At 73.9% G+C, this 12,551-nt stretch carries 11 protein-coding genes; 9 read left to right on the top strand and 2 right to left on the bottom strand.

What is annotated here, in order from left to right; genetic code table 11:
* Positions 1 to 158: 158 nt before the first annotated feature.
* The 5 genes from ACFWFR_RS11885 (at position 159) to ACFWFR_RS11865 (ending at position 6,727) form a co-directional block, all read left to right on the top strand.
* Positions 159 to 1,484, top strand: coding sequence for an efflux RND transporter periplasmic adaptor subunit (locus ACFWFR_RS11885; RefSeq protein ID WP_377623107.1), 1,326 nt, complete (start codon positions 159 to 161; stop codon positions 1,482 to 1,484).
* Complete coding sequence (locus ACFWFR_RS11880; RefSeq protein WP_377623106.1) at positions 1,477 to 2,274, top strand: ABC transporter ATP-binding protein; 798 nt, start codon at positions 1,477 to 1,479, stop codon at positions 2,272 to 2,274. The genes ACFWFR_RS11885 and ACFWFR_RS11880 overlap by 8 nt, the downstream gene beginning before the upstream one ends.
* Positions 2,271 to 3,503 (top strand): ABC transporter permease, encoded by a 1,233-nt coding sequence (locus ACFWFR_RS11875; protein WP_377618453.1) that lies wholly within the window; start codon positions 2,271 to 2,273, stop codon positions 3,501 to 3,503. The genes ACFWFR_RS11880 and ACFWFR_RS11875 overlap by 4 nt, the downstream gene beginning before the upstream one ends.
* Positions 3,504 to 3,612: 109 nt before the next feature.
* On the top strand, positions 3,613 to 4,647 hold the full coding sequence (locus tag ACFWFR_RS11870; RefSeq protein WP_377623105.1) for a hypothetical protein: 1,035 nt from the start codon (positions 3,613 to 3,615) through the stop codon (positions 4,645 to 4,647).
* Between the two features lie 49 nt (positions 4,648 to 4,696).
* On the top strand, positions 4,697 to 6,727 hold the full coding sequence (locus ACFWFR_RS11865; protein ID WP_377623104.1) for a biotin/lipoyl-binding protein: 2,031 nt from the start codon (positions 4,697 to 4,699) through the stop codon (positions 6,725 to 6,727).
* Between the two features lie 78 nt (positions 6,728 to 6,805).
* On the opposite strand, the gene ACFWFR_RS11860 is transcribed toward ACFWFR_RS11865, so the two are convergent.
* Positions 6,806 to 7,138: a hypothetical protein gene (locus ACFWFR_RS11860; RefSeq protein WP_056649451.1), complete on the bottom strand. Its 333-nt coding sequence runs from the start codon at positions 7,136 to 7,138 to the stop codon at positions 6,806 to 6,808.
* Between the two features lie 230 nt (positions 7,139 to 7,368).
* Here ACFWFR_RS11860 and ACFWFR_RS11855 point away from each other — a divergent pair, with 230 nt between their 5' ends.
* Positions 7,369 to 7,620, top strand: a complete 252-nt coding sequence (locus ACFWFR_RS11855) for a hypothetical protein (RefSeq protein ID WP_377623103.1) — start codon at positions 7,369 to 7,371, stop codon at positions 7,618 to 7,620.
* Between the two features lie 60 nt (positions 7,621 to 7,680).
* Here the strand turns inward: ACFWFR_RS11855 and ACFWFR_RS11850 are convergent, their stop codons facing one another.
* Positions 7,681 to 8,913 (bottom strand): epoxide hydrolase family protein, encoded by a 1,233-nt coding sequence (locus ACFWFR_RS11850; RefSeq protein ID WP_377623102.1) that lies wholly within the window; start codon positions 8,911 to 8,913, stop codon positions 7,681 to 7,683.
* 109 nt (positions 8,914 to 9,022) lie between these two features.
* Between ACFWFR_RS11850 and ACFWFR_RS11845 the strand changes: the two genes are divergently transcribed.
* The 3 genes from ACFWFR_RS11845 to ACFWFR_RS11835 all read left to right on the top strand — a co-directional run bounded on the left by ACFWFR_RS11845 (position 9,023) and on the right by ACFWFR_RS11835 (position 12,437).
* Positions 9,023 to 11,110, top strand: a complete 2,088-nt coding sequence (locus ACFWFR_RS11845; protein ID WP_377623101.1) for an ABC1 kinase family protein — start codon at positions 9,023 to 9,025, stop codon at positions 11,108 to 11,110.
* A 73-nt stretch (positions 11,111 to 11,183) separates the two neighbouring features.
* The gene (locus ACFWFR_RS11840; RefSeq protein WP_377623100.1) at positions 11,184 to 12,113 is read left to right on the top strand and encodes a ribonuclease Z; all 930 of its coding nucleotides are present in this window, start codon (positions 11,184 to 11,186) and stop codon (positions 12,111 to 12,113) included.
* 63 nt (positions 12,114 to 12,176) lie between these two features.
* On the top strand, positions 12,177 to 12,437 hold the full coding sequence (locus ACFWFR_RS11835; protein ID WP_191800857.1) for a hypothetical protein: 261 nt from the start codon (positions 12,177 to 12,179) through the stop codon (positions 12,435 to 12,437).
* The last annotated feature ends 114 nt before the right edge of the window (positions 12,438 to 12,551 follow it).

Here is a 12,551-nt window from a genome sequence, read left to right as displayed (position 1 = left end):
GAGCACGAGGTTGCGGCCGCTACCCGCCCGAGAACGACCGCAACCTCGTGCTCGGCACCCAGATGACCGGAGCGCACGAGCCATCACCCCACGATTCATAGCCTCCGCATAGGTTCGTGACAGCACGACCCCAGAGCCGCTCCCTACCGTCGCCCTCATTGACCGTCGCGCCCTCGTGCGCGCAGGACGTGAGGGAGAACATGGGCAAGCTGCTCAGACGCACGAGCACCAGGACGCGGGTGATCGCCGGGGCGCTCGCGCTGGCGCTCGTGGCCGGTGCCGTCTACTGGTTCGTGCTCCGCCAACCCTCGTCGGCCGCCGCCGCACCCGAGGCGACCACGCAGTCGGTCGCCGCGAGCCTCGGCACGGTCCAGCAGAGCGTCACGACGACCGCGACCCTGACCCCGAGCGTCCAGGAGGAGGTGTCGTTCGCCGGGTCGGGCACCGTGACGGCCGTCGACGTGCAGGCAGGCGACACGGTCGAGGCGGGCCAGGCGCTCGCGACGATCGACACCCTGCAGCTCGACGCCGCGGTCCTGTCCGCGAAGGCCGACCTCGCCGAGGCGCAGGCGACGCTCGCCGACAGCCAGGACTCGTCCGACGGCTCGGCCGCCGACCTCGCGCGCATCAGCGCGGACCAGGCGCAGGTCGAGGTCGCGCAGTCAGCGGTCACCGCGGCCGAGGCGGCGCTCGCGGGCGCGACGCTCACGGCCCCTGCCGCGGGCCTCGTGACCGAGGTCAACGTGTCGGTGGGGCAGGCCGTCACGGGCTCGACGACGTCGAGCACGTCCGGTTCCGGTGCGGACTCCGGCACCACGGGCGCAGCCGGCGGGTCCGCCCCGGGGGCGACGAGCAGCACCACGACCACCTCGTCGGGCGCGGCCTTCGTGATCGTGGGCACCGACGCCTGGGAGGCGACGGCCACGGTGGGCGACTCCGACCTGCCCCACCTCGCGGTCGGCAACCAGGTCGAGCTCACGGTCGACGGGCTCGAGGACACGGTCTTCGGCACGGTCGCGACGATCGGTCTGCTGCCCTCGACGTCGTCGGGCACCGCGACGTACCCGGTCACGATCTCCGTGACGGGCTCGCCCGAGGGCCTGCACGACGGTGTGACCGCAGACGCCGAGATCATCTACGAGCGCCGCACCGACGTGCTCACGGTCCCGAGCGCCGCGGTGCGCACGGTCGACGGCGAGTCGGTCGTCACGCAGGCGGGCGAGGACGGCGAGGAGGTCACGACGGTCGTGACGGTCGGCGAGACGACCGGGAGCCTGGTCGAGATCACGAGCGGCCTCGAGGAGGGCGACGAGGTCCTGGTCCAGGTCGTCCAGCGCACCGAGACCGGCACGGGCGGCGAGTCGGGCCAGACCGGGCAGATGCCCGGCGGCGGGGACTTCGACCCGAGCCAGGTCCCCGAGGGCTTCGACCCCAGCCAGATGGGTGGCCCGGGCGGCCAGGGCGGGGGACAGCGCAATGGCTGACCTCGCAGGCCCGACGACGGCGCCCACCCTGGGCGCCCCGGCCCACGCCCGCGAGGGCGAGCCCCGGGCGGACGGGCGTGCCGCCGACGAGCAGGGCCCGGTCATCGAGCTGCACGCCGCGGGCAAGACGTACCGCACGGGCACGGTCGAGTTCGAGGCGCTGCGCGGCGTGGACCTCGCGATCCACCAGGGGGAGTACGTCGCGATCATGGGCCCTTCGGGGTCCGGCAAGTCGACGCTCATGAACATCCTGGGCTGTCTCGACGTCCTCACGACCGGGCAGTACCGCCTCGCGGGCGACGACGTGGGCGACCTGGACGAGGAGGACCTGGCCGCGATCCGCAACCATCAGATCGGCTTCGTGTTCCAGCAGTTCCACCTGCTGCCTTCGCTGTCGGCGTGGCGCAACGTCGAGCTGCCGCTGACCTACCGGCGCGTCGCGCCCGAAGAGCGTCGCGCGCGGGCGACCGCCGCGCTCGAACGCGTGGGACTGGGCGACCGGCTCGCGAACCGGCCCGGCGAGCTCTCGGGCGGCCAGCAGCAGCGCGTCGCCGTGGCCCGCGCGCTCGTGGGCGAACCGGCGATGATCCTCGCGGACGAGCCGACCGGGAACCTCGACTCGGCCTCGACCGAGGACGTCCTGGGGCTGTTCGACGACCTGCACGCGCAGGGCCGCACGATCGTCCTCATCACGCACGAGCTCGAGGTCGCCGAGCGGGCGCGCCGGATCGTGCGCGTCCGCGACGGGCTCATCCAGAGCGACACCCTCACGTCGGGGGTGGCCGCATGACCTGGCGCGAGACCCTCCTCACGGGCTGGACCGCGGTCCGGTCGCACGCGATGCGTTCGCTCCTGACGATCCTGGGGATCCTCATCGGGATCGCCGCGGTGATCCTCACGATCGGGCTCGGGCTCGGGACGCAGAAGGACGTGAGCGAGCAGATCAGCGCGCTCGGTTCGAACCTCCTGATCGTCACGCCCGGGTCCAGCACGGACAGCGAGGGGATGCGCGGCGGCTTCGGTTCCGGCGCGACCCTCACGCGCTCCGACGCCGAGGCGCTCGCCTCGGACGTCAACGCGCCCGACGTCGCCGGGGTCGCCCCCGAGAAGACGTCGTCGCTCTCGGTCGAGACGAGCGAGACCAACTGGACCACCCAGGTCATCGGCACGACCGAGGACTGGACCGACGTCCGGGCGCGCGAGCTCGCCCTGGGCGAGTTCTTCACCGCGGAGGACGAGGCCGACCAGGCCGCGGTCGTGGTGCTGGGCGCCGAGACCGCGACCGAGCTGTTCGGGTCGCCCGACGCCGTCGGGCGCAGCGTCACGATCGAGGGCACGGTCTTCTCGGTCGTCGGTGTCCTGGCCGAGGCCGGGGCCGACTCGTCGAGCGACCTCGACGACATGGCCGTCATCCCGCTGAGCACCGCGGCGAACCAGGTCATGGGGGGCACCACGCGGTCGTCGGTCTCGACCATCTACCTCAAGGCGGCCTCCGAGGACGTCCTGTCCGCGGCCTACCAGGAGGCCGAGGCCGTGCTGCTCAACCTGCACGGCATCACCGACGCCGACTCGGCGGACTTCTCGATCAACAGCCAGGACGCCCTGGTGTCCACGGCGACGTCGGTCTACCGGACGCTCACGGTCCTGCTCACGGGGATCGCGGCGCTCTCGCTGCTCGTCGGCGGGATCGGCGTCATGAACATCATGCTCGTGTCCGTCACTGAGCGGACCCGCGAGATCGGGCTCCGCAAGGCGTTGGGCGCGCCACCGTGGGCGATCCGCCGTCAGTTCCTGGTCGAGGCCTCGATCCTCGGGCTCGCGGGAGGCGTGATCGGCGCGGCCCTGGGCATCGTCGCGGCCAAGGTCCTGCCGGGGGTGCTGGGCACCTCGATCGTGGTGCTGCCCGCCGCGGTCGTCGGGTCCATCGCGATCGCCCTCGTGATCGGCGTCGTGTTCGGCGTGTACCCCGCGGTCCGGGCTGCGCGGCTCGCGCCCATCGACGCGCTGCGCTCGGAGTGACCGTGCTCCCGCCTGCGCGACGACCGTCCGTCCCCCATCCCGGTGCCCGACAGGCACCACCCTGTCCGTCCGTCCCGCGCACCGTCGCGGAGCCGTCGAGGAGAGACTCATGACCACCACCGCACCCGTCCGCCCGAGCCCCGCGTACCGGCCGGCGCGCTCGCGCCGCCTGCTCGCCGTCCCCGCGGCCCTCCTGGGCGCGAGCCTGCTGCTGAGCGCCTGCTCGAGCGGCGACACGGAAGGGGTCTCGGACGCCGAGAGCACCGCCACCGACAGCGCCCAGAGCGGAGCGGGCCGGGGAGGCCAGGGCGGCCAGAGCGGTCCTCGGGGCGTCTCGGGGGAGATCGCGGCGATCTCCGACGGCGTGCTCCAGGTCCAGTCCTCCGACTCCCAGACCGCGGTCGCGTACACCGACGACACGACCGTCTCGCGGACCACGACCACGACGCTCGACGCCGTGACCGTGGGGTCGTGCGTGGTCGCGATCACGGGGAGCGCGGACGACTCGTCGGCCGCCGCGGCCACGAGCGTGGCCGTGAGCGCGCCGGTCGACGGTGAGTGCTCGGGCGGGTTCGGCGGTGGCCAGCGCCCCTCGGGCGACGCCCCGGCCGGGGAGGACACCGGGGGCGACGCGGAGGACCGCCCCGAACGCCCGGAGGGCGCCCCGACCGACATGCCCACCGGCATGCCCGACGGCGCCGATCGCCCGAGCGGAGGCGGCTTCGGCGGGATCGTGGCCGGGAAGGTCACGGCCGTGGCGGGCACCGAGATCACGGTCGAGCCGAGCGGCACGGCCGGGTCGAGCGACGCGTCGACCGCCGAGCCGACGAGCTCGGCCGTGACCGTGGACGACTCGACCACCTACACGACGACGGCCGCGACGGACGCCTCGGCGCTCGCCGTCGGGCTGTGCGTGAGCGTGGGGACGCAACCGGGCACGTCCGACGGATCGTCCGACGAGTCCACGTCCGGGACGGCGACCGACACGTCGGGCACCGTGACCGCGGCGACCCTGACCCTGTCCGACCCCGTCGACGGCGAGTGCTCGACGGGCTTCGGCGGCATGGGCCAGGGCGGCCCCGGGCAGGGCGGCGGCCGCGGCGGGCAGGACACGTCGAGCGAGAACGGGAGCGACGATGCGTGAGCGGGAGCGGCGTACCCGCCGGGCCGACCGGGGCGCGACGGAGCAGGGCATGACCGACCAGGACACGACGGTCGCGACGTCGGCGACCGCGACGGCCGGTGAGCCGGTGCGGACCCCGGCCTCGGTGCGCCGGGCGGCCAGGCGTCGCCGCAAGCTCGTCGTGTCGGGGGTCTCGGCCGTCGTGGTCGTGAGCCTCGTCGGCGCGGGGGCGGCGTTCGCCGCGAACCGCGGGAGCGCGGGGACCTATCGGACCGCGACCGCGACCACGGGCGAGGTCACCCAGACCGTCGACGCCGCCGGGACCGTCGCGTCGGCCGCACGGGCCGACGCGGCGTTCTCGGTCGCCGGCACCGTCGCGACGGTGACCGTCGGCGTGGGGGACCCCGTGAGCCCGGGCGACGTGCTCGCGACCCTCGACCTCACCGAGCTCGAGGACGCGGTCGAGTCCGCGCAGGAGACCCTCGCGCGGGCCGAGCAGACGCTCGAGGACGACCTGGCGTCGCAGACGTCGTCGAGCAGCTCGACGGCCACCTCGACCGGCGCGACCGCTTCGTCAGGCGCAGCCACCGCGACCACCCCGTCCTCGAGTGCGTCCACGTCCACCGGTACGCCCGGGGTGACGCAGGCCGTCGCGAGGACGTCGGGGGCGTCGACGGTGACGCAGGTCGTCGCGACCACGACACCGTCGGCGACGTCGCCCTCGGCGGGCAGCACGTCGACCTCGGCCGAGGTGGCGCAGGCGCTCGAGGCCGTCGAGCTCGCTCAGCAGGCGCTGCTCGACGGTTACGACGCCGCGACCGCGGCGCTCGCGACGAGCTCGACGAGCGTCGTCGGCTCGCAGGAGGCGTGCGCCGCGTTCCTCGCCGCGACCGCGGAGGACCTCGCGTCCGCGGCCGCCGACCCCGAGGACGACGCGCCCGACGGTGTCGACCTCGCCGCCGCGCTCACCACGTGCCAGGACGCCATCACGGCGACCCTCGGCGCGCAGAGCGACGTCGACGGCGCGCAGCACTCGCTGCTCGACCTCGCTGCCCAGCTCGACGGTGCGATCCAGAAGGCGCAGGACGCCCTGGCGGCCGACCAGTCGGGCGGCTCCGGGGAGCAGACCCCGGGTGGCAGCGGCAGCGGGACCGGTGACGGCAGCGGAGGAACCGCGGGCACGCCGTCGGGCCCCTCCGGCAGCGACGGGTCGGCGGGCGGCAGCAGCGGTGCCGGCGGCGCGACGGGTCCGAGCGGCACGGGAAGCAGCGGGACGGGCAGCACCACGGGCCCCACGACGGGGGGCAGCTCGACCGGCGGGTCGAAGGTCGCGTCGGCCCAGCAGATCCTGGCAGACCGTGCCGCGATCGACCTCGCCGAGGCCCAGGTCGCGATCGCCCAGGCCGACGCGCAGCGCTCGACCCTGACGAGCCCGATCGCGGGCACGGTCGCGCAGGTCGCGCTCGCGGTGGGTGACCGGGTCGAGGCGTCGTCGACCTCCGCGGTCGTCACGATCCTGGGGGTCGACGGTTACGTCGTCGAGACCACGGTGCCGCTGACCGAGGTGGCGAGCCTCGCCGTCGGGCAGGAGACGGCCGTGACCGTGTCCGACGACCCGACCGTGCGCACGGGCACGGTCAGCAGCATCGGGGTGCTCAGCACGAGCACGTCCTCGACTCCCGAGTACCCCGTGACGATCGCGCTCGACCCGCAGGACGACACCCTCTACGAGGGGTCGTCGGCGCAGGCGTCGATCACGGTCGCGGGCGGCACGGACGTGCTCGTCGTCCCGACGTCGGCCGTGCGGGCGACGGGGACCGCGCGCACCGTCGCGGTCCTGCGCGACGGGAAGGTGACGGACGTGACCGTGGAGGTCGGCGCCGTCGGGCAGGAGACCACCGAGATCACCTCGGGGCTCGAGGCAGGCGACGAGGTGGTCCTCGCGGACCTGTCCCAGGAGATCGTGACCGACGAGGAGACCTCGACCGGACTCTCGGGCCTCGGGGACAGCGGCACCACGCAGCAGCGCGGCCAGATGCCGAGCGGCGGCGGAGGTCAGTTCCCCGCCGGGGGGACGGGAGGCCCGCCGAGCCGGGGCTAGGTGGCGGTCACTGCGCCGGGGGGGCACGGGTGTCACTGCGCCGAGGGCACGCTCGTCACTGCGCCGCAGGCACGCTCGTCACTGCGCCGCAGGCACGCTCGTCACAGTGGTCAGGAGGAATGCCGAGTCCTCGAGCGCGGTGACGGCGTGCCGCTCGTGCGTGAGCACGCGCAGCTCGCCCGTCCCGACCTCCTCGTCGCCACCCAGCGCGGTGACCCGCACGCGCCCGCGCAGGACCTGGATGCTCGCGGCCGGGGGAGCGTTGTGCTCGCCCAGCTCGATGCCCGCGAGGATCGCGATGATGGTCTGGCGCAGGACGCCGTCGTGCAGCACGACCTCCGCGCTGCGGCCGTTGTCGCCGTCGCGGGCGCGCGTGAGGTGCGCGTCGGTGAGCAGCTCGAGGTTCGTCATGGGGGCTTCCGATCGGGTGGGGGACGGGTGGCGGGGGCTCTCCCATCATGGCCGCAGGGCGTCCGGTTCGCCCGGTGTGCGCGAGTGCCCGACGGCGCCGCGCACCTCGCGCGCACACCGCACCAGGACGTCCGTCGAGCCGTGCTCAGCGCTGCCGACCAGGTTGTGACGGCGGTCACTCGATGCCCGACCGGCGTGCGCCCGGGCGGCAGGTACCTGAAACTGGGGAGATGCACGCGCCTACCTTCGTCGACGTCTGGCAGCTCCTCGACGACGCCGACCGAGCACGACTCGCAGAGATCGACGAGACGCAGAGCGAGATCCTGACCTTCCTGCGGACCACGCCCATCGAGGACGTCGACGCGCCCATGTTCTCCGAGCTCCAGGTCGAGCGGCTGCGGGTCTACCGGGGCGCGCTCGAGCGCGCCGGCGCAGCGGAGGAGGGGGCGACGGCGAGCGACGACGAGGCCGCGTCGGCCTAGCGCGTCCGGGATCGCCGTCGGCCCTGGTCGGGTCTCCGAGCAGGCGCTCCCTCGGTCCGCTCAGCCCGCCACCGTCCGCCGGTACGGCCGGAAGAAGTCGCGCAGCTCCTGCGCGTAGAGCTCGGGCTCCTCGAACGCCGCGAAGTGCCCGCCGCGTGCGGGCTCGGTCATGCTCACCAGGTTCGTGGTCCGCTCGAGCCAGGCGCGGGGTGGGCGCACGACGTCGCCCGCGAAGATCGAGAAGCCGGACGGCACCTCGACGCGGCGTGCGAGCTGCGCGGGAGGGATCGCGGCGTTGGCCGCGTACATGCGGACCGACGATCCGATGCTCCGCGTGAGCCAGTAGATCGTCACGTCGGTGAGGATCTCGTCCTTGGTGAAGGCCCGCTCGACGTCGCCCCCGCAGTCGCTCCACGCGCGGAGCTTCTCGACGATCCATGCCGCGAGGCCCACGGGCGAGTCCTCGAGCCCGAACGCCAGCGTCTGCGGTCTGGTCCGTTGGATCGCCGCGTACCCGCCCTCGGTCGCGCCCCACGCCGCGGCGCCCGCGAACCACTCGCGCTCCTCGGGCGAGAGGTCCGCCGGGTCCCCGGCGAAGACCGGCAGGCCGCCGTCGGTGCGGTGCACGGCCACGACCCGGTCCGGGTGGTCGAGCGCGAGGTAGCGGCTCACGTGGCTGCCGATGTCGCCGCCGGCGGCACCGAACCGTGCGTAGCCCAGCGCGCTCATGAGCTCGGCCCACAGCCCGGCGACCGCGACCGAGTCCAGGGCGGGACCCGAGGGCCGCTGCGAGTACCCGAAGCCCGGCACGTCGGGGACGACGACGTCGAACGCGTCGGCCGGGTCGCCGCCGTGCGCACCCGGGTCGGTCAGGAGCGGTATCACCTTGGTGTAGCGCCAGAACGAGTCGGGCCAGCCGTGGGTGAGGACGAGCGGCATCACGGTGACGCCCGGGGGCGCGACGGCCCGGGCGTGCACGACATGGATCCCGAGGCGCTCGCGCGCGGCGTGACCGCCCGGGCGCGCGCCGCCGTCGGGCCGCGTCGGGCCACCGAGCGCGACCCTGAAGCGAGGCAGCCGGAAGAGGGCCGCCTCCTGGGCGGTCCAGTCGAACTCGTCGGCCCAGTACGCGACCAGCTCGCGGAGGTAGTCGAGGTCGGTCCCGAGCGACCACCCTGCGTCCAAGGGAGCATCGGGCCAGCGGGTCGCGCGCAGGCGCGCGCGGAGGTCCTCGACCGCCTCGGGGGCGGTCCGGGCGGCGAAGGGCTCGACGGCGGGCGAGGTGTCCGGCATGCTCGCCACGCTACTGCCGCACCTCGGTCCACGACAGGGTGTCCGGTGCCCCCGGGCGTGTGAGCGTGTCCTCCTGCGCCCGCCCCCGGTGCGCGGGAGAGTAGGGGGCATGCAGATCCTCTCCTCGATCGCGACGGCGCTGTTCACGGCCGTCGCGACGATCGTCATGGTCCTCCTGCTCGCGGCCACGGCCCGCAGGGTCCTGGGCGTTCCGGTCGGGTGGATCCGGTCGATCCTCATGACGATCTTCGTGGTCTCGATCGGGTCGTGGGGGCTCACCGAGGGGTTCCAGCAGCTCGGGGTGCAGGAGGCCGACGGGTCGCTCACGGTCCATCCCGGGGTCGTGCTCGTGATCATCGTCCTCGCGTGGGCGTGGTCGTTCGTGATCGGCCTCGGGCTGCTGCTCGTCCTGGAGCTCCTGGTGCCCACGGGCAGCATCCCGACGCCCTGGCGCGCGGTCGTCGAGCTGCGCCGCGGGTCCAAGGACATGTGGCGGTACGCCCAGATCATGGGGATCATGCTCCGGCACGGGCTCGGCGGGTTCTTCGGCCGCGGGGCGCGCCGACGCAGCCACCAGCGGACCACGGACTCCGAGGAACGGGCCGTGGCGCGCGAGCTGCGGGCAGCGCTGAGCGACGCGGGCGTGACGTTCGTGAAGCTCGGCCAGATGCTCTCGACGCGTGCCGACCTGCTGCCCGCGGTGTACGTCGAGGAGCTGGCCCGGCTCCAGAGCCAGGTCCCGCCCGCCCCCTGGGCGCAGATCGAGGCCATGGTCGCGCGGTCGATCGGCGCCCCCGTCGACACGGTGTTCGCGCACTTCGACCCTGACCCGATCGCGTCGGCCTCGGTCGGTCAGGTGCACTGCGCGACGCTCCTCGACGGCCGTGAGGTGGTCGTCAAGGTCCAGCGGCCCGGGGCGCGGTCTCAGGTCCTGGGCGACCTGCGGATCGTGCTGCGCATCGCCCGCCGGCTCCAGCGCGACACGTCGTGGGGTCCGTCGCTGGGCATCATGGACCTCGCCGAGGGCTTCGCGGCCTCGCTGCGCGAGGAGCTCGACTACACGACCGAGCTCGAGAACACGCTCAACGTGCAGGGCGCTCTCGCGACGATCAGGCGTTCGCGTCGGCACCCCCTGCCGGGCGTGCACCAGGTCGAGGACCCCGACGCGAACGTGCCCCTCGTCGAGATCCCTCGCGTCTACCCCGAGCTGTCGAGCTCGACGCTCCTCGTCATGGACCGCCTCGACGGGGTCCCGGTGGGGGACGCGGCCGAGCTGCTCACGACGTTCGACGACGACACGCGCCACGACATCGCGGCCCGCCTCCTGCGCGTCACGCTCGACCAGATCGTCGTGACCGGCGTCTTCCACGCCGACCTGCACCCCGGCAACGTCCTGTTGCGCGACGACGGCTCGCTCGGCCTGCTCGACTTCGGCTCGGTGGGCCGGCTCGACGAGGCCGAGCGTGTCGCGCTCGCTGCCGTGCTGCTCGCGGTCGAGGCCGACGACTCGATCGCGGCGACCGACGCGCTCATCGAGCTCCTCGACCAGCCCGAGAGCTTCGACGAACGCCGGTTCGAGCGTGCCGTCGGCCAGCTCATCCTGCGGTTCCGCGGCGGCGGGACGGCGAACAGCGGCTCGCTGTTCGCGTCGATGGTCCGGCTCGTGAACGACGCCGGCATGGGCGTGCCACCGCAGGTCGCCGCGGCGTTCCGCACCATCGCGTCGCTCGACGGGACGCTGCACCTGCTCTCGCCCTCGTTCGAGCTGGTGTCCTCGGCCCGCGACGAGGGCGAGGAGCTGCTGCGCAACATGGTGAGCCTGCGCAAGATCCGGGCCAAGGCCGGGTCGCAGCTCCTGGCCTTCGCCCCCTCGATCGAACGCCTGCCCCGGCGCCTCAACAAGATCACGTCGGACCTCGAGTCGGGGAAGTTCACGGTCAACGTCCGGGCCTTCTCCGACCCCGGTGACCGGAAGTTCGTCACGAGCCTCGTGCAGCAGGTCATCTCGACCATCATCGCTGCGGCGAGCGTCGTCGGCGGGGTCTTCCTCCTGATCGCCGAGAACGGGCCTCAGCTCACGAACGACCTGAGCTGGTACTCGGTCTTCGGCGCCGTGATGCTGTTCGTCGGGGCGGTGCTCAGCATCCGGGTCCTGATCTACGCGTTCCGCGGTGCGCCGGGGGACCGGGGCTGGTAGCGATGCCGCTCCCAGGGCTCTGCCGGAGGCGAGAAACCGTGCCGACAGGTCCGCGGGCCGCTACCGTGCGCTCATGTCCCGCCGCGAGCTCGTCGTCCTCGGCACCGCCAGCCAGGTACCCACCCGGACGCGCAACCACAACGGCTACGTCCTGTTCTGGGACGACGAGGCCGTCCTGTTCGATCCGGGCGAGGGGACGCAGCGGCAGATGCTCCGTGCAGGGGTGTCGGCGACGGACCTGACGCGGATCGCGATCACGCACCTGCACGGCGACCACAGCCTGGGGCTGGCCGGCGTCGTGCAGCGGATCAGCCTGGACGGCGTGCCGCACACGATCCCGGTGTCGTTCCCGGCGTCGGGCGCGGCGTGGGTCGACCACCTGATCGACGCGACCTCGTACCACCACCGCGCGGACCTGGAGCTCCAGCCGCTGGCCGAGGACGGGGTCGTCTGGCCCGTGCGCCCGGAGCAGGGCTTCACGCTGCGCGCCGAGCGGCTCGAGCACGGTGTCGAGGCGTTCGGCTACCGGCTCGACGAGCCCGACGGCCGGCGCATGGTGCCCGCGCTCCTCGCCGCGGCCGGCGTCGCGGGCCCCGCGATCGGCGTGCTCCAGCGCGAGGGGACGGTGGTCACGGGCGACGGGCGGACCGTCCGGCTCGAGGACGTGAGCGCCCGGCGCCGGGGGCAGTCGTTCGCGTTCGTCATGGACACGCGACTGTGCGACGCGGTGTTCTCGCTCGCGCGCGGGGTCGACCTGCTCGTGATCGAGTCGACCTTCCTCGACCGGGACCGCGAGCTCGCGCACGCGTTCGGTCACCTGACAGCGCTGCAGGCGGCCACGGTCGCGGCCGAGTGCGGCGTCCGGTCGCTCGTCCTCACGCACTTCTCGCAGCGCTACCAGGACGCGGGGGAGTTCTGGGCCGAGGCCAGGACCGTGTTCGACGGCGAGCTCACGGTCGCCGAGGACCTCGACCGGGTGCAGGTCCCGCCGCGCGTGCACTGAACGGTGGCGCGGTGCCCAGGTCGGACGCGGGGAGCCTCCCGCGGCACCCGCTACCCTCGGACGGTGCCCGACCAGCCTGGAGCCCCCGACGACGACCGCACGCCCCGCCGTATCGGCTGGGGGTGGTTGGCCCTGTCGGTGCTGGCCGCGGTCGCGGCGTTCCTGGCCGTCGCGGTCCAGGTGCGGCGGTGCGTCGAGGACCCGTCCGGTGGCGAGGCCCTCTGCACGACGGGCCCGGCGCTCGGGACCGGCGGCTGGATGGTCGGTCTCGCGGGGGCGTGCCTGGCGGTCTACGCGTTCCGCCGGGCGTTCGCCCGCCGCTAGCCCCGAGCGCCGTGCCTGTCGTGCGTCGAGCACGAGGTTGCGGGGGCCCCGTGCGGTGGAAACCACCCCCCCACCGGGGGGACCCCCCGGAAACGCCGGCGCGGCCCCCCGGCC

It is taken from the genome of Oerskovia sp. NPDC060287 (assembly GCF_042726775.1).
GTDB classification, from domain to species: Bacteria; Actinomycetota; Actinomycetes; order Actinomycetales; family Cellulomonadaceae; genus Oerskovia; species Oerskovia merdavium.
Note: the sequence above shows the minus strand (reverse complement) of the source record. Positions and strands in the feature narration are given on the sequence as shown.